Below are 24,612 nucleotides of genomic sequence, written 5' to 3' on the forward strand. Positions count from 1 at the left end.
AGGGAACCTCGGATGAGACAATTGTTGACATCGACCGTCGCCGCGTCAGCGCTATTGCTGGCGCTCGGCATGGCATCCGCCACGGCACAGGAAACGCTCGACCCCAAGGCCAAGCAGGGCGGCGCGATCACCATCACCTACAAGGACGACGTCGCCACCCTCGACCCGGCGATCGGCTATGACTGGCAGAACTGGTCGATGATCAAGAGCCTGTTCGACGGGCTGATGGATTACGAGCCCGGCACCACCACGCTGCGGCCCGAACTGGCCGAGAGCTACGAGATCTCCCCCGACGGCAAGACCTTCACCTTCAAGCTGCGCCAGGGCGTGAAATTCCACAATGGCCGCGAGATGACGGCCGAGGACGTCAAATATTCGCTCGACCGCGTCACCAACCCCAAGACGCAGAGCCCGGGCGCCGGCTTCTTCGCCTCGATCAACGGTTATGACGACGTCGCCGCCGGCAAGTCGGAAAGCCTTGCCGGCGTCACCGTCGTCGACCCCTCGACCGTCAAGATCGAGCTGTCGCGGCCCGACGCCACCTTCCTGCATGTCATGGCGATCAATTTCAGCCATGTCGTGCCCAGGGAAGAGGTCGAGAAATACGGCGCCGACTTCGGCAAGCACCCTGTCGGCACCGGCGCCTACAAGATGGCCGAATGGACGCTTGGCCAGCGCCTGGTGTTCGAGCGCAACGCCGACTACTGGCACAAGGGCCTGCCCTATATCGACAAGATCACCTTCGAGATCGGCCAGGAGCCGATCGTCGCTCTGCTCAGGCTGCAGAATGGCGAGGTCGACGTTCCGGGCGACGGCATTCCGCCGGCCAAGTTCCAGGAGGTGATGGCCGATCCCGAGCAGAAGGCGCGTGTCGTCGAAGGCGGCCAGCTGCAGACCGGCTACGTCACCATGAACACTGAGATGCCGCCCTTCGACAACGTCAAGGTGCGCCAGGCCGTCAACATGGCGATCAACAAGGACCGCATCGTCAAGCTGATCAACAACCGCGCCGTCCCCGCCAACCAGCCGCTGCCGCCGTCGATGCCCGGCTATGACAAGGCTTTCACCGGTTATGCCTTCGACATCGACAAGGCCAAGGCGCTGCTCGGCGAGGCCGGCCATCCCGATGGCTTCGAGACCGAGCTGTTCGTCATGAACACCGATCCCAATCCGCGCATCGCCCAGGCGATCCAGCAGGATCTGGCGGCGATCGGCATCAAGGCGGCGATCCAGTCGCTGGCCCAGGCCAACGTCATTGCCGCCGGCGGCGAAAAGGGCGGCGCGCCGATGATCTGGTCGGGCGGCATGGCCTGGATCGCCGATTTCCCCGATCCGTCCAACTTCTACGGCCCGATCCTCGGCTGCGGCGGCGCGGTGCAGGGCGGCTGGAACTGGGCCTGGTACTGCAACAAGGAGCTCGACGAAAAGGCGGCGGCGGCGGATTCGATCGTCGACCCGGCCAAGGCCGAGGAACGCGCCAAATTGTGGGGCGAGATCTACGCCAAGGTCATGGCCGACGCGCCCTGGGCACCCGTCTTCAACGAGCAGCGCTTCACCATGAAGTCGCCGCGCATGGGCGGCGACGACAAGCTCTATGTCGACCCGGTCCATATCCCGATCAACTACGACTATGTGTATGTGAACGATGTGCAATAACTGCAACTACACCATCCACGGACGCCATCATCACTTCGGCTGGGACAATTCCTTCGTCCCGGCCGAGCGGGTGGCGCCCGGCTCGACGATCGAGTTCGAATGCCTCGATTCCTCGGGCGGCCAGCTCACGGCCGACAGCACCGTCGACGACATCGCAAAACTCGACTTCGACCAGATCAACCCGGTGACCGGGCCGATCTTCGTCGAGGGCGCCGAGCCGGGCGATGCGCTCAAGGTGACGATCGAGGCGTTCAAGCCGTCCGGCTTCGGCTGGACGGCGAACATTCCGGGTTTTGGCCTGCTCGCCGACGACTTCAAGGAGCCGGCGCTCACCATCTGGAAATATGACGCGACGTCGCTCGAGCCGGCTTTGTTCGGCAAAAACGGCCGCGTGCCGCTGAAGCCTTTCGCCGGCACCATCGGCAACGCCCCTGCCGAGATGGGGCACCACTCAGTGGTGCCGCCGCGCCGTGTCGGCGGCAATCTCGACATCCGCGACCTTGCCGCCGGCACCGTGCTCTATCTGCCTGTCGAAGTGGCGGGCGCGCTGTTTTCTGTCGGCGACACGCATGCCGCCCAGGGCGACGGCGAGGTCTGCGGCACGGCGATCGAAAGCCCGATGAACGTCGTGCTCACCCTCGACCTGGTCAAGGATGCCAGGCTGAAGACGCCGCGCTTCACCACGCCGGGGCCGGTGACGCGGCATCTCGACGCCAAGGGTTACGAGGTGACGACAGGCATCGGCCCCGATTTGATGACCGGGGCCAAAGAGGCGGTCGCGCAGATGGTCGACCTTTTGTCACGGCGTTACCAGATGGACCCCGTCGACGCCTACATGCTGGTGTCTGTCTGCGGCGACCTGCGCATTTCGGAGATCGTCGACATGCCGAACTGGGTTGTCACATTCTACTTCCCGCGCTGCGTGTTCGAATGAACGCAGCGACCGATCCGAAACAGGCTGCCGGAGCCCCTGCCCCGGCAGCCGCCATCCCGGTGACGGAAACGCCGGTGCTCGACGTCGCCGGGCTGACCATTTCCGTGCGCGGCGAAGACGGCGAACGTCCTGTCGTCTCCGACCTCTCCTTCACCCTTTCGCGCGGCGAGACCTTGTGCATCGCCGGTGAATCCGGCTCCGGCAAGTCGATGACCTCGCTGGCGATCATGGCGCTGCTGCCGCAGCCGGCGGCGCGCATCGCGGCCGGTTCGATCAGGCTCGGCGACACCGATCTCGCCTCGCTCGACGAACGCCGGATGCGCCGCATCCGCGGCAACCGCATCGCCATGATCTTCCAGGAGCCGATGACCTCGCTCAACCCGGTGCTGTCGATCGGCCGCCAGCTGGTCGAGGCGATCGAAGCCCATAAAGGTGTTTCCTCAGCGGAATCGCGCAAACTCGCCATCGAGGCGCTGACCGCCGTGCGCATCCCCGAGGCCGAAAGCCGGCTGAAACAATATCCGCATGAACTCTCGGGCGGCATGCGCCAGCGCGTCATGATCGCCATGGCGCTGGCGCTGAAGCCGGACGTGCTGATCGCCGACGAGCCGACCACGGCACTCGACGTCACCGTGCAGGGCGAAGTGCTCGAGCTGTTGCGCGACCTGCAGCGCCGGCACGGCACCAGCGTCATCCTCATCACCCACGACATGGGCGTCGTCGCCGAAATGGCCGACCGCGTCATCATCATGCGCAACGGCCGCATGGTCGAGCAGGGCAAGGTCGCCGACATCTTCGCACGGCCCGCGGCCGACTACACACGCGACCTGCTGGCGGCGGTGCCGCGCATGGGCACGGGCACCGCGCGCGAACCGGCAGCAGCCGAAGCCGAGGCGACAAAGTCGCAGCCGGTCGCCGTGGCGCGCGACCTCCATGTCCGCTTCGACCTCACTGGCGGCTTCTTCGGCCGGGTCAACCGCCGGGTCCATGCCGTCGAAGGCATAAGCTTTGCCATCGCGCCCAACGAAACGCTGTCCTTGGTCGGCGAATCCGGCTGCGGCAAGTCGACGACGGCAAAGGCGCTTGCCGGCCTGGTGCCCTATCACGGCGAGCTCGAGATCGGCGGGCGCAACCTCACCGGCCTCGGCCGCGGGGCGCGCAAGGCGGTGCGCCGCGACGTGCAGATGATTTTCCAGGACCCTTACGCCTCGCTCGATCCGCGCATGCGTGTCGGCGACCTCGTCGCCGAGCCGCTTGTGATTCACGACATCGGCACGCCAGGGGAGCGCAGCGAACGGGTCGCCGCCTTGTTCGAGCGAGTCGGTCTTTCGACTGAGCAGATGGAACGTTATCCGCACGAGTTTTCCGGCGGCCAGCGCCAGCGCATCTGCATTGCGCGTGCCCTGGCGCTGCGGCCCAAGCTGATCATCGCCGATGAAAGTGTGTCGGCGCTCGACGTTTCGGTGCAGGCGCGGGTGCTGCAGTTGCTGAAGGAGCTGCAGCGCGAATTCGGCGTCGCCTATCTGTTCATCTCGCACGACATGGCGGTGGTGGAGAACATCTCCGACCGTGTCGCCGTCATGTATCTCGGCCAGATCGTCGAGATGGGCACGCGCGACCAGATCTTCTCCAATCCGCGCCATGCCTACACCAGGCGGCTGATCGAGGCGGTGCCGGTTCCCGACCCGGCCAGGCGCCGGACACGTTTCGCCCGCATGGAGCGCGAGATCCCGAGCCCGGTGCGCAAGCTTGGCGACGCGCCCAAGAAGCTGGTGCTCACCGATGTCGGCGGCGGCCATCTCGTCGCGGAATCGTAAGATCGGCAAGTCCGCTGAATCCGCCGCGCCCATGCCCGGCGCCGACGGGGCCGCCCGCGACGCCCCCGCCCGTACGTTTCGCCTGCACATCCGATGTGCAGGACGGCGTCGGCCATAGATTGTGGAAAGATCACCGGGAGATGTGCCGTTGCGACCTTTGCGCACGGCAGCCAGCATTTGATGAATCAAAGTGTAGTGCTATCGTCTGATCAAGCATGGTTAACAAAAGCTGAATGACAGCCTCGTGTTCGACCATGCCTGGGCCTGGCGGATCCGCTCGCCGGCCTGTCGCTACGGGCGAATGACTTTGCATAACCGGTCGCGGGCCAGGGTGGGAGTGGCAACGATTGGCGGAGCTATCCGAGAAATTCATCGACCAGATCTATGAGGCGTCCTTCGTCCCGGAGAAATGGCCCGCTTTGCTCGACGACCTCGCCAGGGCGGTCGACGGCATGGGCGGCTATCTCTTCACCATCAGCCGCGGCGCGTCAGCCTATGTCGCCTCAGACGCGGTGGCCCCGCATGTCGAGGCCTTCATGGATGAGGGCTGGATGGCGGTGAACGGCCGGGCGACGCGCGCCGAAGCGCTGGCCTATCCCGGCTTCATCACCGATCTGGATGCCTTCAGCGAAGCGGAGCTGGAGCAAGAGCCAATCTACCGCGACTTCCTCAGGCCACGCGGCATGGGCTGGGCGGCCGGCACCCATATCCCGCTGCCCACCGGCGACGTTTTGTCGTTCAACCTCGAGCGCGCAACAATGCGCGGCCCGTTCGAGCGGTCCTATGTCGAGGCGCTCGACCGGCTGCGGCCGCATATCGCCCGCGCTGCCATGGTCGGCGCACGGATCGGCCTGGAAAAGGCGCGCGCAGGCGCCGATGCGCTGGAGGCGCTTGGCCTGCCGGCGGCGGTGCTGGGCGGACGCGGCCAGTTGCTCGCCTGCAACCAGCTGATGGACAGGCTGATCCCCGACATGGTGCAGGACGGCACGGCGCGCGCCCAGATCACCGACAGGAAGGCCGATGCGCTGCTCGAGTCTGCCCTTTCGGCACTGGCCGGCGGCACCAGGCGCGGCATCGTCCAGTCCTTCCCGATCAAGGGCCAGGACGGCAAGCCGTCAGGCGTCGCCCATCTGCTGCCGGTGCGCGGCTCGGCCAACGACCTGTTCAGCCGGATGAACAGCATCCTGGTCATCATGCCCCTGCCCGGCCCGGGCGCGCCGCCGGTCAAGGTGCTGCAGGCGCTGTTCGACCTGACGCCGAGCGAAGCGCGCATCGCGTCCGCCCTCGCCGACGGCCGCTCGATCGACGCCATCGGCCAGGATTTCGGCATCGCGCGCGAAACCGTGCGCTCGCATCTGCGCTCGATCTTCGCCAAGTCGGGGGTGTCCAAACAGTCGTCGCTGGTCCGGCTGCTGCTCGGCGTGACGCTGCCGCGACCGGGCAGCTAGGGCATCGATTGAATGAGCGTGATTTGGGTGGTTTGTGGACCGGCCGCTTTCGGGAACCGCGGCTACGAAAGCAGCCCTCAGCCGCAAACGACTACCGCACTCTACGGCCGCAGAAGATAGCACCGGGCGGGCGCCCGGCCCGTTGATCAGAATCAAGTGTAGGCAAGCAGGCGGCCGCCGAAGATCACGCCGGTCCACGTAAGCAGCGACACGCCCGCCGCGATGCGGGCCGCGAAGGGGGTGACAACAGCGTCGGCCCAAGAGTCCACGCTACGGTAGATGCCGTAGTGGAAGACGGGGACGTTCAGGACGGCAACCAGCAGAAGGCCGAACTTCCACGGTGCGGCGCCGACGCCCGCGACCACCAATGGCTGCGCGCTGAGTAGCGCGATCCCAGTTGCAACGGCAACGACCATGCCCACATGTGAGATCGGAAGCAGGGCGCGTGCGGCGGATGTGACGGCAACGACGCGGTGCCCCAGCCCGAGAAGCCGGAGATCGAAGGTGAAGGCGGGACCGACAAGCAGCGCGATCCCGATGATGTGGACGGCCTCCAGGATCGGGTAGACATACTCCGCGGTGCGGACAGTTTGACCCAGCGCGGTTCCCTGCAACCACGCAAGCACGAGGTGGAGAAGTTCTGGCATATAAGGTTCCGTTTGCCCGCGGCGCGTGCCACGCGGGCAAATCCGCCCAACCTGACACGACGACGATAAGTTGAAGCAGGCTTCCTCGCGCTGGACGGGAGAAGCGGGGGATGCCGGCTGTTCGAAGTCCGGGTGAATCAGTTCGGCAGTGGCGCCCTGACCGGCAGCGTGTTGCCGAGCACCTGATTGACCTGGGTGGCATCATCGCCGTACCAGAACACGACCGGGCGGAAGAGCCCGTCATCCGTTCGATTGATGTAGCCGACCGCCTGGAAGCGCTCTCCGACTTCAAGCGGACGGTCGAGCCCCCATCGACCCGACCAGGCGGGCGGCGCGATGATGATTTCCAGTTCCGTGAGCGCTCCGTCGTAAGAGAGCGCGGCGTTTACGCGGCTGCTGTCTTCGGGGTCCTGCAACTCCTCCGGTATCGACAGTTCGGGCGTGTCGGCAGGCAGGTCGGTGTCCAGAGTGATTTCGAACTGCGAATGCGGGTTGCCCCAGACGCCTTCAGAAGAAACCGTACCCGAGATGTAGACGAGCCTGTCGGTCAGAAAGCCTGGCCAGCCATGATGCGCGAGAGCCTGTGACACCGGGTTGAGGACGGCTCCAAAGAAAAGGGCAGCCATGCCTGCGCCGGCCAGAATTCTTGGGCGACCTGTGTGCCGCAGTGCCTCAAAGGAAAATGTTTTCATCTCGTCGATCCTTTCATCGCAATGACCGGGGCCGATCCGGTCGATACCCCTTCGATCAAGCCGTCACTTATCGAGGATGCCGATCCTCGTTCCGCTGTCCCGATGGCGGCTCGGTGGTCCGCCGTCGTCTGTTGTTTGAAGCTACACGCAGGCGGGGTGGTTCAGTACCCGGGGCAATTCGCTTGCTTTAATCGACCTCGGCCATGAATAGTTGCCGGGTGTCAGGAGGGTGAGACGTGCCGCGACAGGATTTCAACGATCTGCTCTGGTTCCTCGCGGTGGCGGAGGTAAAGAGTTTTACGCGCGCCGCGGCCAAGCTCGGCATCACCCAGTCGACGCTGTCCCACACGATCAAGCGGCTTGAGACCCGGATGGGCATCCGCCTGCTGACACGCACCACGCGCAGTGTCGCGACGACCGAGGCGGGCGAGCGGCTGCGATTGTCGCTCGGTCCACGCGTCGCGGAGATCGAAGCCGAGATCGACTCGCTGATGGAATTCCGCGACAAGCCGGCGGGCATGGTGCGGCTGACCCTGTCCGACCATGCCTACGAGATGGTGGTGTGGCCGAAGCTCCGGCCGGTGCTCCGCGCCTATCCCGATGTGAAGGTCGAGTTCAGTCTCGACAACGGATTTCGCAACATCGTCGAGGAAGGATTCGATGCTGGCGTGAGGCTCGGCGAAAGCGTCGAGAAAGACATGATCGCCGTTCGAATAGGGCCGGACTGGCGTCTCGTCGCCGTCTCCGCACCCTCCTATTTCGCCACCAGGCCGATTCCCACGCACCCGCAGGAACTCGTCGGCCACGACTGCATCGGCATGCGTCAGGACCGGGCCGGAGGGCTGTATGCGTGGGAGTTCGAGAAGGACGGGCAGGAGTTGCGCGTCCGCGTCGATGGGCAGCTCACCTACGGCACCTCGATGATGATGGTCGATGCGGCTTTGGCCGGCTACGGCATCGCCTATGTCCCGGAGAACATTGTTCAGCACCACGTCGAATCCGGGAAGCTGGTCCAGGTTCTGGACGAGTGGTGCGCGCCCTTTCCGGGGTACTTCCTTTACTTCCCCAGTCGTCGACAGAGCCTGCCGTCCTTCAGGGTGATCGTGGACGCACTCAAGCACGGCGGAACCTGACGGATTCTGATCGGCCATTGATGGCTCCCGTCGATCAATCCAATCGCGCTCGTTCGTCTAATCAATAGGCCTTGCAGGCTTTAGTTTCCTCCTCGTCCCCAACAGGAACCAGGAGTCCTTCCGTGCCCACGAAATCTATCTCCAATACCTTTGACGTCAGCCGCCGCGACCTGGTGAAGTTCGCCGGCGCAGGCTTTGCCTCGGCCGCCGTTGCCAGCATCGCAAGTTCCCCCGCCATCGCGCAAAGCGGCGCAGGCTGGGACAAAACGTTCCCGAAGAGCGACCGCGTCGACCATCAGAAGGTCACCTTCACCAACCGCTACGGCATCCGGCTTTCCGCGGACCTTTACCTTCCGGCCAATCGCGGCAACGCGCGCCTGCCGGCGCTCGCCGTCTCGGGTCCGTTCGGCGCCGTGAAGGAACAGTCGTCAGGGCTTTACGCGCAGACGTTGGCCGAACGCGGTTTCGTGGCACTCGCCTTCGACCCGTCCTTCGTCGGCGAGAGCGGCGGCGGGACCCATGCGGTCGCTTCGCCCGACATCAATACCGAGGACTTCAGCGCCGCCGTGGATTTCCTGGGGCTGCACACTTCGGTCGATCGTGAGCGGATCGGCCTCATGGCCGTCTGCGGTCTCTCCGGCATGGCGCTCAACGCGGCTGCCGTGGACAAGCGCGTCAAGGCAGTCGCGGTCGCCAGCATGTATGACATGTCGCGTGTGATGGCCCGGGGCTACTACGATGCGCTGACGCCGGAGGCTCGTGCGGAGATGCTCGACACGATCAGCCGGCAGCGGTGGGAAGACGCCGATGAGGTCACACCCGCCTTCGCCGGCGGCCTGCCGGAGACCCTCGACGGCATCGATGATCCGGTCGTGACGATGTACTGGAACTACTACAAAACGGATCGCGGCTTCCATCCGCGCTCGCTGAACTCGACCACTGGTTGGACCATCACCAACCCGATGTCGTTCATGAATATGCCGATGATGACCTACATCAAGGAAATCGCGCCGCGACCGGTGTTGTTGATTGCCGGGGAGAATGCCCACTCGCGCTATTTCAGCGAGGATGCGTTCAAGGCTGCCGCCGAGCCGAAGGAGCTGATGATCATCCCAGGCGTCGATCACGTCGCGCTCTATGACAACCTCGATGTAATACCCTTCGACAAGTTGCAGTCCTTCTTCGAGCAGAACCTGTCTGCCTGATCCCATCAAGGTTAAGTTCCAGCCCCGGTCTGCGTCGCAGGCCGGGGTTCTCCGCGTCCCGGGTATCGCGAAAAGTCGCTACTGCCTCGAATGATTGCTGACCCGGGTGAGACCGACAGCGATGGGAAGTGCGCACAGGACCATGCCCGCGGTCGTCACGAATACCACAGATACGGATGACGATGCGGCGAGGATGCCCAGGCCGACGCTGCCGAAGCCTAGCGCGATGTCGAGGAAGACCGTGTAGAGGCCCATCGCCAGACCGCGGGCTGCCGCGTCGACGCGGCCGACGGCCACGGCTCCCAGCCCCGGATAGACAAGCGAATAGCCAAAGCCGACGACGACGCATCCCGCCGCTGCCACGAGCGGGCCGGGCGCGGCCCAGATCATGATGAGGCCTACCATCTCTACGACGACGAAGATCGCGGCCACGCGCGCGCCGCCGAGGCGGTCGGGCAGTTGCCCGAGGAGGAGGCGGGCTGCGATAAGCGCTGCTGCATAAGCGGAGAACGGTAGCCAGACCGGAGTCCAACCGTTCTGGACGAATAGAAGCGTCCCGAAGGCCAGGATCGCGCCATAACCGAGGCTGCTGAGTGCTGCCGCTACTCCGGGAACACAGACGCCGCCCAGCACGCTGAACAGGGTTCGCCCATCCTTGGCCGGCGCTGGTTTGGAGTACCCGAGAGGCATGATCGCCAGCGCCACGGCCACCGAAATCAGGACCGTCGAAAGCGAGATTCCCACGAACCCCGAAGCTTCGTAGATCACGGTGCCCAGCGGCGCCCCGAGCGCCATCGCGCCGAACATGGCGGTACCGATCCAGGCGATCACGCGGCCGGAGTGTGCGGGCCCGGATACCGACATCGCCCAGGTGACAGCGCCGGTGATGACGAGACTTTCCGCGATACCGATACCTGCGCGGCCGAATAGCAGGATTCCCGCGGAAAGCGGTGGCGTGGTGAGGACGGTGAGCGACAGGAGATAGAGCAATCCCGCAAGGCCGGAGACGGCCAGCCCGAGCAGGATCGCATCCTTTCCTCCGCGACGGTCCGCAAGGCGCCCGGCCCAGACACGGGACAGCACGGATGCGATAAACTGGCTTCCGGTAACGAGGCCGACGACGAAGGGGCCAAAGCCGAGATCGCCGCTCAGATGTATGGGCAGCACGGGCAGCGCGATGCCCACGAGCAGGAAGCTCGCGAATACCGCGCCCATGATCGGGAGAATGAGAGCCATCTGCACTACGCCTTTGGCGCGTCGAAGTCTTCTGGAGCAGCGGGCAGAAACGTTCAGACCGCGCGCATTTGTGGCCTTCGTGAGGGTCGATCGCGGTGCCTGATACCGATGGACTTAGTCAGCCCGGTCGATCTGCACCGTGACCGGGCCGGGCCGATCGAAAAGCGATGCGTCGCCGTCAACGCTCCCGAGAATGACGATCCCGGGTCGTGGAACGCTTCCGTTTCGATAGTAGATCACGAAATCGGTCGATGCCCACAGCCCGAGCGTGCCGTTGCTGAACTCCATCTGGCGTTCGGCCTGCGGCAGCGAACCGGGCAACATCCCCGTCTTCTCCTGTCGAAGATGGTCACTCATCTCCAACGTGACCGGAAGCATCTCCAGAAGCGCCCTGGTGGCTGCGTTGTCGACCAGTTCGGCGGTGACTTTCCCCCAGGGTGACGAGATCACGATTTTTTCCTGTGCCATGGTGGCTCCCGTCGAAAGCAGTGTAGCGATTGCGCATCCAACGATCCTGCGCATGTCTGGTCAAAGCTCCTGGGCTGTGGGACGGAAGACGATCTCGTTGACGTCGACGTCCTCGGGCTGGCTTACGGCGAAAGCGACCATGCGTGCATAACTATCCGCGGGGATACCAATCTTTCCGACATAGTCCTGATTGGCCGACTGGACGTCCTCTTCACTGATGTGGTCGAGCAGTTCCGTGGTGACGGCGCCGGGCGAGATCAGCGTGGTGCGGATGTTGTAGGGCTTTACCTCCTGTCGCAAACCCTCGGAAAGCCCGCGGACCGCGAACTTCGTCGCGGAATAGACCGCCGAGGCCGGGAAGACCTTGTAGGCGGCGACCGATGCCGTGGTGATGATGTGACCCGACTTCTGGTCCTTCATGATGGGCAGGACAGCGGCGACGCCGTGCAGCACACCTCTGAGGTTGACGTCGATCATCTGGTTCCACTCGTCGACCTTCAACCGCTCCACCGGCGAGAGCGGCATCAGGCCCGCATTGTTCACGAGAACGTCGATTCTGCCGAAGGTATCGATAGCCGCCCGCGCCAGACGCTGCATGTCGTCGAGCTGCGTCACATCCGTCGCCACGGCGATGGCCTTGCCGCCGGACCCGACGACCTCGGCCGCAAGACCTGCGATCCTGTCAGCCCGCCGCGCCGCCAGGACGATGCTGGCGCCATGATGGGCAAGATGGCGGGCAGCGCCCGCGCCCATGCCGCTCGAAGCCCCGGTGATGACGATCACCTTTCCTGCAATGTTATCGGTCATGGAGTTCTCCTGGTAAATGCGGTGTGAAATTCCTGAAAGTGGATCCGGCAAGACCGCTAACCGGGTGGCGTATGCGCCATGCGGGCATTGCGCCATGCGGCAGCCGCCATGAGTGACGAGCCGGAGAGCAGCGCGGCGGCGAGCGCAAATGGACTCCACCAGCTCACGGCGTCGAACAGAAGCCCGCCGATGGCGGCGCCCAGCGTGATGGCGAGCTGGATGGTTGCGACCTGAAGCCCGCCGCCAGCTTCGGCATCGTCCGCCAGGGTGCGGCTCAGCCACGTGCCCCAGCCCACAGGTGCCGCGGTCCCGAAGAAGCCCCAGGCAAGAAGCAGGAGCGAGACCGGAAAGGGCTGCGCGCCGAGAGCGACCAGGGCCACGGCCGCACCGGCCATGAGAAGCGGGATCGTGGCGAGGATGGCGAAAAGGCGCGTCTCCAGCAGGCGGCTGATGACCCAGGTGCCGCCGACCCCCGCGAGACCCATGGCGAGATAGACAAGCGAGAGCGCGTTCACCGACATGCCGGTGACGCCTTCCAGGAAGGGACGCAGGTAGGTGAAAAGCGCGAACTGTCCCATGAACAGGAGCAGGATCGAGCCCATGCCGAGCACAACCTGCGGCCGGGCGAGCAGCCTGAACACACCGGCGCGCTGGCGGCCGCGCGGGGGTAGCGAGGGAAGACTGATCCATTGCCAGACAAGCGCCAGAAGCGCGAGCGGCACGACGAGGAAGAACGCCCCGCGCCAGCCGACATAGGTGCCGAGAAAGCTGCCGAGTGGCGCGGCGATCGTCGCCGCGATGGCATTGCCCGCGTTGAGCATCGCCAGCCCCTTCGGCACCTCTCGTTCCGATACGAGGCGCATCACGATCGAGGTCGACATCGACCAGAACCCGCCGATGGCGATGCCAAGCAGCGCCCGGCCTGCCATCAACAAAGGATAGGTCGGCGCGAAGGTGACCATCAGACCCGAGACGATCAGGGTCAATGTAAAGCCGGAGATGACGAGCTTGCGGTCGACGCGGCGGCTCACGACCGCAACGAAGAGGCTGGTAATCACGGCGAACAAGCCTGAGATCGAAATCGCCTGTCCGGTCTGACCTTCGGTGATGCCGAGATCGGACGCGATAGGTGATAGCAGGCTGACAGGCATGAATTCCGAGGCGATCAGCACCGAAACACATAGCGCCATGGACACGACCGCACCCCACTGTGCGCGGTTCTCCGCCATTGGTCTGGTGTAGGCCACATCCATCGAGACATCCTTTGAGCCGGGACGCGAAACGCGCCGGAAGCATGCCACTTAGCTAGATCGGATCGTCACGCGCGATTAGCTGCGCCAATGCTCTTAGACTTATCGATGGGAGGCATCAATCAATTGGGCGCTGATGCCGTGCAAACCTGGCCGACGGTCTTGGGGCGCTTGGGAGGGCAGCGTCCCACCAGCGCTCGCTGAAGTCGGAATAGCCGCTGTCGGCCGTCTTTACCGTCGGAGGAGGAAGATACACGAACGGCAGGTTTCAGGCCTCTAGGGAAGCACTCCAAGCGTCAGCAATAGGTCGAATGCGGACGCTGTCTTTCACGTTGGGCCGAAAATCTGATTCAGCATCGGCATGAGCCGATAGATCTAACCGAATTCGGGTGGCGCTTGATCGAGCCGCTCTCATCGAGCGCTTCTTCTTCAAACTGAAGCACTTCCGGAAGGTTGCGACCCGCTACGACAAGCCGGCCACAAATGTTCTCGCCATGGTTCAGCTCGCTTCTTTGCGGCTGTGGCTTCGCGTATCAGGCTACGACCATAGGCTTGCTCGACACGTCGCCTGCGACCTCTGCCTCTGTTGCCGGTGCGCGGCTCGGCCAACGACCTGTTCAGCAATGGCCATGCACCGGTTGCCTGTCAGAAGTGTAGCCGTCCAGACGCAGGGCAAAATGCCGGCTGGACTTTGACGGCTTCGGCGCGACGGGGTCATTATCCGTAGCCAGTCTTTGCGGGCCCTTTCAACAAGGCGGACGAACTGCAAGTGTTCCGCTACTGCAACCGGGAGAACGACATGTCGAGTGACACAAACGGACTGGATCGACGCGACTTCATGATCCTTGCCACCGCCAGCGCAACCGCCCTGGTATCGACGGTTGCCACGGCATCGGCACAGGACACGGCGACTGCAACGCAAGGCGGAGAAGGCACGGTCTACACGGGTGACATGATCGAAGGCAAAAAGGTCATCCGGGCCCTCGACGTGAACGACCTGGAGCCCGGCAGGCACCACTTCTACTTCGAAGGCGTCCAAAGGGTCGGTGGTCAGCACTGGTACAATGCCGTCGTTGTGGTGAAGGGGGCGAAGCCCGGCAAATGCGTCGCTCTGACCAGCGGCGTTCATGGCGACGAAATGAACCCGATACACTGCATCCAGACAGTGCTGGATCAGCTTGACCCGTCAGCCATGGCGGGCACGGTTCTGGCAGTTCTCGACATCTCCCGGCCGGCCATCGAAGGCATGACACGGCGCTGGCCGGATACGGGACGCGGCATCGATCTTGTCGACATGAACCGCTGGTGGCCGGGAAACGAGAATGGGCCAAACGCCGTGTCGCGCCATGCCTGGCTGGTCTTCAACAAGCTGCTGCGTCCCAATGCGAACTATGCGCTCGACTTTCATACCGCCGCGACCGGCATGGACGCGACGGCCTTTCACCTGGCCGACATGACCAATCCAGAGGTCAAGGCGATGGCGGAGCTCTTCCCCATCGACCAGATTTTCGACGACCCGCAATACCCGACGCTTCTTGCCAACGCGCTGATCGCGGCGGGCATCCCTGCCCTGACCCCGGAGATCGGCACTCCGCGCAGGCTGGATTTCGACATGATCGCGCTGTTCGTCGAAGGCACGATGAACGTGCTCCGTCTGCACGGGCTGATTTCCGGCCCCATGGGTCGGACCGGAAAGGACAGCGAGGTCTTCATCGGCGATACGATGGGCGCCTCGATCTCGACCCATGGCGGCTTCCTCCATCTCCTCGTCGATCTGAACGACAGGGTCGAAGCCGGGCAGAAGGTGGCCATCCAGAGAAACGCCTTTGGCGAGGTCGTGGCTGAATACACGAGCCCGGTCTCCGGAGAAGTGGGCGCGCGACGTACGGACGCGTCCGTGGAGCCGGGCACGCCCTTCCTCTTCTATCTCATTCAGGGCAGCAGCACTCCCGTCGCGGACTACCCGGAATAGGGCACATCAGGAGGCTTGCGAACCGCGACAAGCCGGCCGCAAACGTTCTCGCCATGGTCCAGCGCGCTTCAATGCGGCTTCGGCTTCGCTTATGGCTGCGGCCTAGACGATAGGCTTACTCGACAGTTGGCCTGCGACCTGCACAACTGGAATGGGGAGGAACGACAATGCCTTATCTCGACATCTATCTGGCCCAGCTGACCGACCCGTTCCGGATCGGCCTGCTGGTCGCGCTGGTGCTGACCGCCGCCAACACCCAGCCGACCCTCAACCGCTGGATCCCGATCGCGCTGGGCGTCGTCTTCGTCGCCGTGCTGATCCCGTTCAGCTTCGGCGCCTCCGACGACGTCGCCAAGGCGTTTGCTATCGGCATCGGCCTCGTCTCCAACGTCACGCTGCTGGCCGTGCTGTTCGCGGCCAAGGCGCTCTATGGGCGGCTGGCCAGGGGTTAGATTCCGGAAGCGCCTGTCTTCAAATGGCGGAGGCGGTTTTTGTTCCTGCGCAATTCCTGACGGAAAACCGCTGCACGTTTTTCCTGGAATTGCCCTGGCTGTTTTTCCGGCTACGGCATGGCAACTGTGTTCAAGCGAGCAAACAAGTGCTCTTTCTTCCGCCCTCTTCGCATTCCTCACCTTCACGGCATGGATCCTAGGGTCTCCGCGACGGAGCTTCGCTCCTGCTCCGCCCTAGGATGACGAAGGACGGGGGGCGTCGCAGGAGTGATGTTCGACTGCCCCGAGCGGCCTCTCCAATTCGTCATCCAAGGGCGGAGCAGGAGCGCAGCGACGCGGAGACCCTAGGATGACGAAGGACGGGGGCGTCGCAGGAGTGATGTTCGACTGCCCCGAGCGGCCTCTCCAAGTCGTCATCCTAGGGCGGAGCAGGAGCGCAGCGACGCGGAGACCCTAGGATCCCTGCCGTAACCATGCGGCAGCGCACAGAAGGCCCAGAACGCGTGCTCTTCCTGCACCCGCCTCACGCTCCTCACCCTCACGGCATGGATTGTCGGGTCGAGCCTCTGGGATGGCGAAGGGGTGGGGCCGTGCTCGGCAGCAACAGATCCTGAAGCAATGGGATGCCCAGGGATAACTGCCTCGGCCCGACTGGAGCCGTTTGACGTATCTGGCTGGTCATTCCACTGTAAAAGCTCCTCAATCTTGTTCTGCGCGACCTCGATGGAATGATGGTCTACCATGACGAAATGCCTTCAACAGATGCAGAGCCTGATCCGGCTGTTTTGCCTGCATTGCGCGGATACCGAGACGCTGAGGCAGCTCGACCAGATGATTGGAGATCACGGTTCCTGGCCCAGGTCTCGCAAGCTGTTTGACGCCATTCGCTCGAAGACTCTGAAGGCAGAAAGGCTGAGCGATCGCAGGTCGGAAGCGCAATATTGTTTCGAGGAGGCATGCGCCAAGACGCTCTACAATCTGGCCATGCAGCCTGCACCTTATGATGCTGATACAGCCTACTGGATCGTTCCCAACGCGTTCAGTCTCGCCCGAGAAGTTGGATTGAGCCCAATGGAGGTGGTCGCCATCATCGACCCGCCACGGCCCTCCTGACCACCTAAGCCCGCGGCGCGCCCCCTCGTCATCCTAGGGTCTCCGCGACGGAGCTGCGCTCCTGCTCCGCCCTGGGATGACGAAGGCGTGCCATCTCTCGATTATGCTTACGCCCTAGAGCTCGAGCTCACCCTGCCCGGCGTCGAGCGCGCCGATGGTCTCGGCGGCGAGTGCGCGGGTGATGCGGCTCTTCTGTTCGAGGGCGGCGCGGTCGAGGCGCTCGACGACACGGATGGCGGTCGACAAAGAGCGTTCGATGCGGCGGACCAGGAACTGCACGACATGCGGCTCGACCTCGACCTGGCGGTCGGCGAACAGCTTGGTGATGACGCCGGCGAGCAAAAGGTCGTCGGGCTCGTCGATCTCGACTGTCGCCGCAGCCTTCAACCGCGAGGCGAGGTCGGGCAGCGTCACGCCCCAGGCGACGGGAAAGCTGCGCGCGGTGAGCAGCAGCTGCGCGCCCGAGCCGCGCACCGTGTTGATCAGGTGAAACAGCCCGTTCTGGTCGAGCCGGCCCTGGTCGGCATCGTCGATCAGTACCGAGGCTGTGCCGACCTCACCGAGATGGGCTGATATGTCTGAAACGTCGAGCTGAAGCGCGTCGGCATGGTCGCGCCAGATCGCGGCGAGATGCGACTTGCCCGAGCCGGCGGGACCGGCGAGCAGCACCACGGGTGCCGGCCATTCGGGCCAGCGGTCGATCAGCGACACGGCCTGCGTGTTGGCGCCTGACACGACGAGGTCGTCGCGCGAGAACCCCGGGCTATGACCAAGGTCGAGCGGCAGCTGGCGCGGTTTGATCGGCTCGCGCGACACTGTCATTTTTCCGGTTTCGCGCCGCCCGGCTTGCGGGCCGAGACTTTCGCGGCGCTCGGCTTGCCGGCCTCGATCTTTGCACTGCCCGGCCTGGCAGCCTCGGTTTTTGCGCCGCTCGGCAAGCGCGCGGCTTCTGCCTTTGCGCCGCTCGGCAGGCGAGCGGCTTCTGCTTTTGCGCCGCTCGGCAAGCGAGCGGCTTCTGCAGGCTCGACGGCATGGCCGTGATAGAGCGGGGAATCGAGGTAGCGGCCGATGGCGAAACGCACCAGCACCGCAACGGCTGCCGCCGACGGCACCGCCACCAAAAGGCCGACAAAACCGAACATCGCGCCGAAGGCGACCAGCGCAAACATCAGCCAGACCGGATGCAGGCCGACACTCTTGCCGACCAGGCGCGGCTGCAGAATGTTGCCCTCGATGAACTGGCCGACGAAGAACACTGCCGCAACGGCTGCGACCATTGTCCAGTCCGGCCAGAACTGGACGAAGGCGACGCCGATCGACAGCACCAGGCCGAGCAGCGAGCCGACATAAGGAATGAAGCTGACAAGGCCGGCAAACAGGCCGATCAGCACGCCGAAATTGAGCCCGGTCAGGGTCAGGCCGACGGCATAGAGGATGCCGAGGATCAGGCACAATGTGCCCTGGCCGCGGACGAAGCCGGCAATCGCGGTGTTGATGTCGCGGGCGATCTGGCGGACTGTCACGACGTGGTCGCGCGGGATCCAGCTGTCGACGACTGAAACCATGCGGTCCCAGTCGAGCAGCATGTAGAAAGCGACGACAGGGGTGACCACGAACAGGCTGGCGATCGAAAACAGCGCCACGCCCGAACTCCAGATCGACTGGAAGATGGTGGTGACGAAACCGAAGCCCGACTTGAGCAGCGAGCTCAGCCCCTCACGCAGGCCTTGCGCATCGACGCCGAAACGCTGCTCCAGCCATTGCGGATTGAAGTTGGTGATCAGCTGCTGCAGGCTTTCGAGATATCCCGGCACCTTGGCGGCGAAGTCGGCCATCTGCGAGGCCAGCACCGGAATGATGATGACCAGGCCAAGCACCAGAAGCACCAGGAAGCAGACCAGGATGACGACGGTCGCCATCAGCCTGGACAGGCCGAGCTTCTGCAGCCGGTCGGCGACCGGGTCGAGGAAATAGGCCAGCGCCATGCCGGCGACGAAGGGCAGCAGGATGTCGCTGAACAGATAGAGGAAGGCGGCGAACAGGACGGCCGAAATCAGCCAGAAACGGATCTGCTTGCGGAATGCCGCCGCCGCCGCTTCTTCGGCCGCTTCGTTATCGGTTGGGAGTGTCGCCTTCGCCATAACCGCTCATGTGCCTCAGCCAAGCCACGAGATAGGCTGCCGCCGAAGCGACGGTCAAGAGGCCGGAAATGGTTATCAACGCCGGCCGGACCGGGCCGAGCGCAAAGCTGAAGGCAAGTTCGGCCAGCACGATCGCCGCTAGGACGATCTGGATCGCCGTGTTGACCTTCGAGACCATCAGCGGACGCACCTTCACCGGATGGCCCATGATCGTCGACAGAAGCACCGCCCCGATGATCAGAGCGTCGCGCGACACCGCCAGGATGACCAGCCACAAAGGCAGGTGCCCCATGATGCCGAGCACGACAAAGACGCTGACCAGCAGCAGCTTGTCGGCCATCGGGTCGAGATAGGCGCCGAGTTCCGAACGCTGGTTGAAATGGCGGGCGATGAAGCCGTCGACGCCGTCGGAGACGCCGGCAATGACAAAGCCGGCAAAGGCCCAGTCCCACTCGCCCGCCAGCATGGCGTAGATCACGCACGGCACGAGGATCAGCCTCATGATGGTGATCATGTTCGGAATAGTCACAATCAGCATCCCGTCTCGGCTTTTTGCCATTATGCTTTGTCTTTTGAGATATTCTGTCTTTGGTCGATAAATGGGCGAGACTTCACGGCATCGCAAGAGAGCGGGCCGTGTCAGCCCCCTGTCCACCGCTTTGGCGGCCGTTTCCAAGGCAATCCGGCCGTCTCGCTTGCGGGAACCGGCCGTTCATGCGAATAGCGCCCCAAAAGCGCACGACTTCAGGATTTGGCGATGAGCGAAGGCAAGAACGGTCTCACCTATGCGCAGGCGGGCGTCGACATCGACGCCGGAAACCTGATGGTCGAGAAGATCAAGCCGCTGGTGCGCTCGACGCGCCGGCCGGGCGCCGATGGCGAGATCGGCGGCTTCGGCGGCCTGTTCGACCTCAAGGCCGCCGGTTTCAACGATCCGATCCTGGTCGCGGCCAATGACGGCGTCGGCACCAAGCTGAAGATCGCCATCGATGCCGGCAAGCATGACACGATCGGCGTCGACCTCGTCGCCATGTGCGTCAACGACATCGTCGTCCAGGGCGCCGAGCCGCTGTTGTTCCTCGACTATTTCGCCACCGGCAAGCTCGACCCCGACCAGGGCGCCGACATCGTCTCCGGCATCGCCGAAGGCTGCCGCCAGGCCGGCTGCGCGCTGATCGGCGGCGAGACCGCCGAAATGCCCGGCATGTATCATGGCAACGACTACGACCTCGCCGGCTTTGCCGTCGGCGCCGCCGAGCGTGGCCGGCTTTTGCCGACCGACGACGTCGTCGAAGGCGACGTGCTGCTCGGCCTGGCCTCCTCGGGCGTTCATTCCAACGGCTATTCGCTGGTCCGCCGCATCGTCGAGGTCTCGGGCCTGAAGTGGAGCGACCGCGCCCCCTTCGCCGATGGCCCGACGCTGGCCGAAGCGCTGCTCGAGCCGACGCGCATCTATGTCAAGTCGCTGCTCCGGGCGATCCGCGAAACCAACGGCATCAAGGCGCTGGCCCACATCACCGGCGGCGGTTTCCCCGAAAACATCCCCAGGGTGCTGCCCAAGGAATTCTCGGCCGAGCTCGATTTGTCGGCGATCGAGGCGCCGCGCGTGTTCTCGTGGCTCGCCGCGACCGGCGGCGTGTCGCCTGAAGAGATGATGCGCACCTTCAACTGCGGCATCGGCATGATCGCGGTGGTTGCCGCCGGACAGGCAGCCCAGGTCGCCGCCGTGCTGCAGGAGGCCGGCGAGACGGTGACGCCGATCGGCCGCATCGTGCCGCGCCGCGACACCGGCGTCATCTATCGCGGGTCGCTCGCCCTATGATCCAGCGCAAACGTACGGTCATCCTGATCTCAGGTCGCGGCTCCAACATGGCCGCGCTGATCGACGCCGCCGCCGAGCCGGCATTCCCCGCCGAGATCGTCGGCGTCATCTCCGACAAGGCCAATGCGCCCGGCCTCGGCATCGCCGCCAGCCGTGGCATAGCCACCAAGGTGGTGACCCGCGCCGACCATGCCAGCAAGGAGGCGCATGACGAGGCGATCGGTGCTGCGCTCGACACGTTCGGCGCCGAGATCGTGGCGCTAGCCGGCTACATGCGCCTGTTGACCACCGGCTTCGTCGAGACATGGCAAGGCCGGATGATCAACATCCACCCGGCACTGTTGCCGTCGTTCAAGGGGCTCGACACCCACCAGCGCGCGCTCGACGCCGGCATCCGCGTGCATGGCTGCACCGTGCATTTCGTCACGCCCGAAATGGATGACGGCCCGATCATCGCCCAGGCCGCCGTACCGGTGCTGATCGACGACGACGAGCCGACATTGTCGGCGCGCGTGCTCAAGGCCGAGCACCGGCTCTATCCGCTCGCCCTCAAGCTCTTCGCCGAAGGCAAGGTGCGCATGGAGGGCAGCCGCACGGCCTTCTCCGGCTTCAGCGACAGCATCGGCACCGACGAGATCGTAGCCCCTCACCCGGCACGCGACGAGATCGACCTGGAGCAGCTCGCCCGCATCACGCCCTGAGCCGAAAGACCCCGCATGGCAAAGATCAGGCACCTACTGCTGCTGCGCCATGCCAAGTCGAGCTGGGACGACGAAGCGCTTGCCGATTTCGACCGGCCGCTGGCGCCAAGAGGCAAGGCGGCGGCGCCGCGCATGGGCGCCGAGATCGCCAGACGCGGCTGGCTGCCCGAGCTGGTCTATGTCTCGCCTGCCGCGCGCACCCGCCAGACATGGCAGCTTGCGTCAGCCGACTGGCCGGCGCCCCTGCCCGCGGCAAGCTTCTACGACAGCATCTATGGCGCTTTGGCCAACGACCTGTTTGCGCTTGCCAAAGCCGTGCCTGACGAGATCGGCAGCTTGCTGGTCATCGGCCACAATCCGGGGCTCGAGATCTTCGCTGCCCAGCTGGCCGGTCCCGGTTCGAGCAGCGATGCGATCCAGTCGCTGGAAGAGAAGTTCCCGAGCGGCGCGCTGGCCCGCTTCGAATTCGAAGGCGGCTGGGACGAACTACGCCCCGGCATGGCGCGCCTGACCCATTGCCTCAGGCCAAAAGAGCTGGCCTGAGGCGCAACCGCTTGGCCGGCGCTGCTCCCGGCGGCATACGACCATCGCGCCAGGTCGTGAACCTGAAAATGCCGGGTGATCGAGACGGCTGGAAAGCAATCATCCGACTGTCTACGATCTGGCAATGCCGCACGCCCGAAAACTCATTCTTCACGTTCCGCTATCCGATGAAGCCTTGCTTGCCGGCTTTGTCGAGCAATGTCTGAATGATGGTGTGTCGCTCGTGGCCGTGGTCGGACCGGGTTGCGCGAGGGTCGAAGACATTATCGACGAGATCGTGGTCGCTGACGGAAGCGACGGGACACGCTTTCTATGCACCTCTTCTCATCCGGATGAGCCATTCGAGGATGTGTTGAACATGCTAAGGTCATGGGAGTTCGAGCGCGGCGATCCGGTCGAAGAGGTCAGGCTGTAAAAGTCGCTCACATCGCAATTTCGGCTTTCATGCCTATTCCGATTCAGGCTCCCCATGAGCCGATATGACCTGACCGACTTCGACTGGCGCATGATCGAGCCGCTGTTGCCCACCAAGCCCCGAGGCGTGTCGGCCCGTGCTGAACGACAATTTCCGGGTGCTGCGATCCGGTGCGCCATGGCGAACTTACCCGATGCGGCCGACGCACCACCTGCAATCGCCTCGTCCGATGGCGACAGGCAGGCGTGCGGCACCGCCGCATCGACGAGATTGCCAAAGCCCGTGACAGCAGGGTGCAGAAGATCAATGCCAACCGGGCACCCGCTGGAACCCGGCTGCGATTTTTCCGGCCGCCATCTTCGTCGCCCGGTCGCGGCCGCTGTGGATTTTTCCGTCCAGCTCAAAATAGTAATTGCATATGCAACTACTCTGGACTATGGTGTCGCCATGTTCGACCGTTGCATCTACTTCAACACCACAGCTTTGGCGCGCCAGCTCGACCGGGTCTGGACCGTGGCCTTTGCGCCATTCGACCTGACGCCGCCGCAAGGCTTCATGCTCAGGGCGGTGCTGGCGCGGCCGGGCCTTTTGCAGAGCGAGCTGGCCGACGAGCTGAAGATCGCCCGCGCCACCGCGACCCGCGGCCTCGACGGGCTGGAAGCCAAGGGGCTGGTCGTCAGGAGCAAGTCAACGGCGGACAAACGCGAATCCCTGATCACGCCGACAGCGGAGGCAGTTGCGATCAAGGACGCGCTGAACGCCGCCAGCGGCGCGGTCACCCAACGCCTGCAAGGCGTTTTCGGCGCAGAGGTTTTTGCCGGTTTTGTCGAGCAGGCGAAGGCGATCGCCGCAAGGCTGGCCAGTCACCCCGAATGAGCCAGCCATCACACACAAGCCATTCACAATAGTTGCATAGCTAACCACCGGAGACAGACAATGCCTATCCTCACCGTTAAAATTGCCGCCCAGCGCAGCGACACTCTGACCGACAAGGTGGCGGCGATGCTGGCCGAACACACCAGCACCATTCTCGGCAAGAAGCCCGAAGTGACGGCGATCGCCATCAGCTACATCGACCCGCGCGACTGGATCATCGCCGGCAAGTCGTTGCAGAGCCACGGCAAGTCGAGCTTTGCACTTGAGATCAAGGTCACCGACGAGACCAACACCAAGGACGAGAAGAAGCGCTACATCGCGGCGGTGTTCGCGGGCTTCGCCGCAATTCTCGGCGATATCCACGAAGAGAGCTACATCCACGTCCATGACGTGCGCGCGGCCTCTTATGGGTATGGCGGCAAGACCCAGGAGTTCCGCTACCAGCACCCCTGACAGCCGCATCTGACATGGCGCCATAACGCGCGGCGCCATTTCAGGTCTTGGGGCGCGCGCCCGTCTTGGGGCGTGCGTCTTGAGGCGCCGGTCTGGCGGGCGCGTCCTGGGGGCGCGCGCACGTCCTGGGCGCGCGCCGGGACAGGCGCGCCGACCGCCTAGCGGAACTTGCGCGTGAGCAGGGACACCAGCCTGGGCGCCGCCATGATCAACACCGCGCCGACCAGCCAGACCACGACCACAAGCGGCTTGAGCACGGCACCGAGGAGCGCGAAAAATCCGCTGAGCAGGCCCGACGTCTCGGCGCTGCCGACCACACCGACGACCTCCGAGCCAATGCCGGTCGCAGCCGCGGCATCCCGGCCGGTCTGCACCAGGGCGCCTGCATTGCTCGACGTCCAGGCAAGCACGCCGTCGACGAGGCTGTAGCCGCCCCAGGCCAGCAGCGTCCACACCACCAGCACGACCAGCGCTGCCGTGCTGCCGAAGCCGGGCAAACGCGAGCGCGGCTCGGTTTTTGCCTGTGCCGCGCGCCCGTCGCGCCCGAAGGCCGCTGGCCCATCATGGCCCGACGGCGTACGCTGATTGGCGCCCCAGTTGCCGCCGCCGCCCCGATTGCTGCTGCCATGACTGCTGCTGCCATGACTGCTGCCATCATGACTGCCGTTTGAGGCCTTGTCGCCAAGCCGCTTGCCGATTTCGCCAAGCACCGTGCCGAGCAGGCCATCCCTGCCCCTGTTGCGGTCCCTGTCGCGGCCCCTGTCGCGGCTATTGCCGCTGTTCCTGAAATCATGCCCGCCCATCGACGCTCTCCTGAGGTTCCGCGCCGAA

At 64.3% G+C, this 24,612-nt stretch carries 25 protein-coding genes and 2 pseudogenes; 17 read left to right on the forward strand and 10 right to left on the reverse strand.

Annotated elements, in window-relative coordinates; all coding sequences use genetic code 11:
* Positions 1–12 precede the first annotated feature (12 nt).
* From SLT36_RS21220 to SLT36_RS21235, 4 genes are all read left to right on the forward strand, one after another.
* On the forward strand, positions 13–1,656 hold the full coding sequence (locus tag SLT36_RS21220; protein WP_432284293.1) for an ABC transporter substrate-binding protein: 1,644 nt from the start codon (positions 13–15) through the stop codon (positions 1,654–1,656).
* On the forward strand, positions 1,646–2,590 hold the full coding sequence (locus SLT36_RS21225; RefSeq protein WP_432284294.1) for an acetamidase/formamidase family protein: 945 nt from the start codon (positions 1,646–1,648) through the stop codon (positions 2,588–2,590). Before SLT36_RS21220 ends, SLT36_RS21225 begins: the two co-directional genes overlap by 11 nt.
* Complete coding sequence (locus SLT36_RS21230; protein WP_432284295.1) at positions 2,587–4,407, forward strand: ABC transporter ATP-binding protein; 1,821 nt, start codon at positions 2,587–2,589, stop codon at positions 4,405–4,407. The genes SLT36_RS21225 and SLT36_RS21230 overlap by 4 nt, the downstream gene beginning before the upstream one ends.
* Positions 4,408–4,754: 347 nt before the next feature.
* On the forward strand, positions 4,755–5,855 hold the full coding sequence (locus tag SLT36_RS21235) for a helix-turn-helix transcriptional regulator (RefSeq protein WP_432284296.1): 1,101 nt from the start codon (positions 4,755–4,757) through the stop codon (positions 5,853–5,855).
* Between the two features lie 152 nt (positions 5,856–6,007).
* Here the strand turns inward: SLT36_RS21235 and SLT36_RS21240 are convergent, their stop codons facing one another.
* Positions 6,008–6,502 (reverse strand): hypothetical protein, encoded by a 495-nt coding sequence (locus SLT36_RS21240; RefSeq protein ID WP_432284297.1) that lies wholly within the window; start codon positions 6,500–6,502, stop codon positions 6,008–6,010.
* A 137-nt stretch (positions 6,503–6,639) separates the two neighbouring features.
* Positions 6,640–7,194, reverse strand: coding sequence for a hypothetical protein (locus SLT36_RS21245; protein WP_432284298.1), 555 nt, complete (start codon positions 7,192–7,194; stop codon positions 6,640–6,642).
* A 236-nt stretch (positions 7,195–7,430) separates the two neighbouring features.
* Here SLT36_RS21245 and SLT36_RS21250 point away from each other — a divergent pair, with 236 nt between their 5' ends.
* Both SLT36_RS21250 and SLT36_RS21255 read left to right on the forward strand, forming a co-directional pair.
* The gene (locus SLT36_RS21250; protein WP_432284299.1) at positions 7,431–8,327 is read left to right on the forward strand and encodes a LysR family transcriptional regulator; all 897 of its coding nucleotides are present in this window, start codon (positions 7,431–7,433) and stop codon (positions 8,325–8,327) included.
* Positions 8,328–8,449: 122 nt separating this feature from the next.
* Positions 8,450–9,532, forward strand: a complete 1,083-nt coding sequence (locus SLT36_RS21255) for an alpha/beta hydrolase (protein WP_432284300.1) — start codon at positions 8,450–8,452, stop codon at positions 9,530–9,532.
* 78 nt (positions 9,533–9,610) lie between these two features.
* Here SLT36_RS21255 and SLT36_RS21260 read toward each other — a convergent pair whose 3' ends face one another.
* The 4 genes from SLT36_RS21260 to SLT36_RS21275 form a co-directional block, all read right to left on the reverse strand.
* Positions 9,611–10,768, reverse strand: a complete 1,158-nt coding sequence (locus SLT36_RS21260) for an arabinose transporter (RefSeq protein WP_432284301.1) — start codon at positions 10,766–10,768, stop codon at positions 9,611–9,613.
* Between the two features lie 114 nt (positions 10,769–10,882).
* Positions 10,883–11,236: a cyclophilin-like fold protein gene (locus tag SLT36_RS21265; RefSeq protein WP_432284302.1), complete on the reverse strand. Its 354-nt coding sequence runs from the start codon at positions 11,234–11,236 to the stop codon at positions 10,883–10,885.
* Between the two features lie 60 nt (positions 11,237–11,296).
* Positions 11,297–12,043 carry an SDR family oxidoreductase gene (locus SLT36_RS21270; protein WP_432284303.1) on the reverse strand — a complete coding sequence of 249 codons (747 nt, stop codon included), beginning with the start codon at positions 12,041–12,043 and terminating at the stop codon, positions 11,297–11,299.
* Positions 12,044–12,099: 56 nt separating this feature from the next.
* Positions 12,100–13,296: an MFS transporter gene (locus SLT36_RS21275; protein ID WP_432284304.1), complete on the reverse strand. Its 1,197-nt coding sequence runs from the start codon at positions 13,294–13,296 to the stop codon at positions 12,100–12,102.
* Positions 13,297–13,703: 407 nt separating this feature from the next.
* Between SLT36_RS21275 and SLT36_RS21280 the strand changes: the two are divergent.
* From SLT36_RS21280 to SLT36_RS21295, 4 genes and pseudogenes are all read left to right on the forward strand, one after another.
* Positions 13,704–13,823: pseudogene (locus SLT36_RS21280) on the forward strand (IS5/IS1182 family transposase); the annotation flags it as partial.
* 308 nt (positions 13,824–14,131) lie between these two features.
* The gene (locus tag SLT36_RS21285) at positions 14,132–15,265 is read left to right on the forward strand and encodes a M14 family metallopeptidase (protein WP_432284305.1); all 1,134 of its coding nucleotides are present in this window, start codon (positions 14,132–14,134) and stop codon (positions 15,263–15,265) included.
* 167 nt (positions 15,266–15,432) lie between these two features.
* On the forward strand, positions 15,433–15,717 hold the full coding sequence (locus SLT36_RS21290; RefSeq protein ID WP_432284306.1) for a hypothetical protein: 285 nt from the start codon (positions 15,433–15,435) through the stop codon (positions 15,715–15,717).
* Positions 15,718–16,479: 762 nt separating this feature from the next.
* On the forward strand, positions 16,480–16,830 hold the full coding sequence (locus SLT36_RS21295; protein ID WP_432284307.1) for a hypothetical protein: 351 nt from the start codon (positions 16,480–16,482) through the stop codon (positions 16,828–16,830).
* Between the two features lie 114 nt (positions 16,831–16,944).
* Here SLT36_RS21295 and hdaA read toward each other — a convergent pair whose 3' ends face one another.
* The 3 genes from hdaA to SLT36_RS21310 are packed head-to-tail and all read right to left on the reverse strand — an operon-like array spanning position 16,945 to position 19,500.
* Positions 16,945–17,652 (reverse strand): DnaA regulatory inactivator HdaA, encoded by a 708-nt coding sequence (gene hdaA / locus SLT36_RS21300; RefSeq protein WP_432284308.1) that lies wholly within the window; start codon positions 17,650–17,652, stop codon positions 16,945–16,947.
* Positions 17,649–18,971: an AI-2E family transporter gene (locus SLT36_RS21305; RefSeq protein ID WP_432284309.1), complete on the reverse strand. Its 1,323-nt coding sequence runs from the start codon at positions 18,969–18,971 to the stop codon at positions 17,649–17,651. Before SLT36_RS21305 ends, hdaA begins: the two co-directional genes overlap by 4 nt.
* Entirely contained in the window at positions 18,943–19,500 is a 558-nt protein-coding gene (locus SLT36_RS21310; protein WP_432284310.1) for a CDP-alcohol phosphatidyltransferase family protein, read from the reverse strand. Before SLT36_RS21310 ends, SLT36_RS21305 begins: the two co-directional genes overlap by 29 nt.
* Positions 19,501–19,728: 228 nt before the next feature.
* On the opposite strand from SLT36_RS21310, the gene purM reads away from it, so the two are divergent.
* From purM to SLT36_RS21345, 7 genes and pseudogenes are all read left to right on the forward strand, one after another.
* Complete coding sequence (gene purM / locus SLT36_RS21315) at positions 19,729–20,793, forward strand: phosphoribosylformylglycinamidine cyclo-ligase (protein ID WP_432284311.1); 1,065 nt, start codon at positions 19,729–19,731, stop codon at positions 20,791–20,793.
* The gene (gene purN / locus SLT36_RS21320) at positions 20,790–21,494 is read left to right on the forward strand and encodes a phosphoribosylglycinamide formyltransferase (RefSeq protein WP_432284312.1); all 705 of its coding nucleotides are present in this window, start codon (positions 20,790–20,792) and stop codon (positions 21,492–21,494) included. Before purM ends, purN begins: the two co-directional genes overlap by 4 nt.
* A 15-nt stretch (positions 21,495–21,509) precedes the next feature.
* The gene (locus SLT36_RS21325; RefSeq protein ID WP_432284313.1) at positions 21,510–22,037 is read left to right on the forward strand and encodes a SixA phosphatase family protein; all 528 of its coding nucleotides are present in this window, start codon (positions 21,510–21,512) and stop codon (positions 22,035–22,037) included.
* A gap of 124 nt (positions 22,038–22,161) precedes the next feature.
* Positions 22,162–22,452, forward strand: a complete 291-nt coding sequence (locus tag SLT36_RS21330) for a hypothetical protein (protein WP_432284314.1) — start codon at positions 22,162–22,164, stop codon at positions 22,450–22,452.
* A 54-nt stretch (positions 22,453–22,506) separates the two neighbouring features.
* Positions 22,507–22,778: pseudogene (locus SLT36_RS21335) on the forward strand (transposase); the annotation flags it as partial.
* A gap of 229 nt (positions 22,779–23,007) precedes the next feature.
* Positions 23,008–23,328, forward strand: coding sequence for a MarR family winged helix-turn-helix transcriptional regulator (locus tag SLT36_RS21340; RefSeq protein ID WP_432288427.1), 321 nt, complete (start codon positions 23,008–23,010; stop codon positions 23,326–23,328).
* 60 nt (positions 23,329–23,388) lie between these two features.
* Positions 23,389–23,781, forward strand: a complete 393-nt coding sequence (locus SLT36_RS21345) for a tautomerase family protein (protein ID WP_432284315.1) — start codon at positions 23,389–23,391, stop codon at positions 23,779–23,781.
* Between the two features lie 158 nt (positions 23,782–23,939).
* On the opposite strand, the gene SLT36_RS21350 is transcribed toward SLT36_RS21345, so the two are convergent.
* On the reverse strand, positions 23,940–24,584 hold the full coding sequence (locus SLT36_RS21350) for a hypothetical protein (protein ID WP_432284316.1): 645 nt from the start codon (positions 24,582–24,584) through the stop codon (positions 23,940–23,942).
* Positions 24,585–24,612: the final 28 nt, after the last annotated feature.

Source organism: Aminobacter sp. BA135 (genome assembly GCF_050859125.1).
GTDB classification, from domain to species: Bacteria; Pseudomonadota; Alphaproteobacteria; order Rhizobiales; family Rhizobiaceae; genus Aminobacter; species Aminobacter ciceronei.

What these genes read in the sequence shown, in the direction of transcription:
- SLT36_RS21285 (WP_432284305.1), top strand. Translation starts at nt 14,132, where the DNA reads ATGATCCTTGCCACCGCCAGCGCAACCGCCCTGGTATCGACGGTTGCC.
- SLT36_RS21350 (WP_432284316.1), bottom strand. Translation starts at nt 24,584, where the DNA reads ATGGGCGGGCATGATTTCAGGAACAGCGGCAATAGCCGCGACAGGGGC.
- SLT36_RS21345 (WP_432284315.1), top strand. Translation starts at nt 23,389, where the DNA reads ATGCCTATCCTCACCGTTAAAATTGCCGCCCAGCGCAGCGACACTCTG.
- hdaA (WP_432284308.1), bottom strand. Translation starts at nt 17,652, where the DNA reads ATGACAGTGTCGCGCGAGCCGATCAAACCGCGCCAGCTGCCGCTCGAC.
- SLT36_RS21230 (WP_432284295.1), top strand. Translation starts at nt 2,587, where the DNA reads ATGAACGCAGCGACCGATCCGAAACAGGCTGCCGGAGCCCCTGCCCCG.
- SLT36_RS21225 (WP_432284294.1), top strand. Translation starts at nt 1,646, where the DNA reads ATGTGCAATAACTGCAACTACACCATCCACGGACGCCATCATCACTTC.
- SLT36_RS21265 (WP_432284302.1), bottom strand. Translation starts at nt 11,236, where the DNA reads ATGGCACAGGAAAAAATCGTGATCTCGTCACCCTGGGGGAAAGTCACC.
- SLT36_RS21260 (WP_432284301.1), bottom strand. Translation starts at nt 10,768, where the DNA reads ATGGCTCTCATTCTCCCGATCATGGGCGCGGTATTCGCGAGCTTCCTG.
- SLT36_RS21340 (WP_432288427.1), top strand. Translation starts at nt 23,008, where the DNA reads ATGCTCAGGGCGGTGCTGGCGCGGCCGGGCCTTTTGCAGAGCGAGCTG.
- purM (WP_432284311.1), top strand. Translation starts at nt 19,729, where the DNA reads ATGAGCGAAGGCAAGAACGGTCTCACCTATGCGCAGGCGGGCGTCGAC.
- SLT36_RS21245 (WP_432284298.1), bottom strand. Translation starts at nt 7,194, where the DNA reads ATGAAAACATTTTCCTTTGAGGCACTGCGGCACACAGGTCGCCCAAGA.
- SLT36_RS21290 (WP_432284306.1), top strand. Translation starts at nt 15,433, where the DNA reads ATGCCTTATCTCGACATCTATCTGGCCCAGCTGACCGACCCGTTCCGG.
- SLT36_RS21305 (WP_432284309.1), bottom strand. Translation starts at nt 18,971, where the DNA reads ATGGCGAAGGCGACACTCCCAACCGATAACGAAGCGGCCGAAGAAGCG.
- SLT36_RS21330 (WP_432284314.1), top strand. Translation starts at nt 22,162, where the DNA reads ATGCCGCACGCCCGAAAACTCATTCTTCACGTTCCGCTATCCGATGAA.
- SLT36_RS21325 (WP_432284313.1), top strand. Translation starts at nt 21,510, where the DNA reads ATGGCAAAGATCAGGCACCTACTGCTGCTGCGCCATGCCAAGTCGAGC.
- SLT36_RS21240 (WP_432284297.1), bottom strand. Translation starts at nt 6,502, where the DNA reads ATGCCAGAACTTCTCCACCTCGTGCTTGCGTGGTTGCAGGGAACCGCG.
- SLT36_RS21295 (WP_432284307.1), top strand. Translation starts at nt 16,480, where the DNA reads ATGCAGAGCCTGATCCGGCTGTTTTGCCTGCATTGCGCGGATACCGAG.
- purN (WP_432284312.1), top strand. Translation starts at nt 20,790, where the DNA reads ATGATCCAGCGCAAACGTACGGTCATCCTGATCTCAGGTCGCGGCTCC.
- SLT36_RS21275 (WP_432284304.1), bottom strand. Translation starts at nt 13,296, where the DNA reads ATGGATGTGGCCTACACCAGACCAATGGCGGAGAACCGCGCACAGTGG.
- SLT36_RS21270 (WP_432284303.1), bottom strand. Translation starts at nt 12,043, where the DNA reads ATGACCGATAACATTGCAGGAAAGGTGATCGTCATCACCGGGGCTTCG.
- SLT36_RS21220 (WP_432284293.1), top strand. Translation starts at nt 13, where the DNA reads ATGAGACAATTGTTGACATCGACCGTCGCCGCGTCAGCGCTATTGCTG.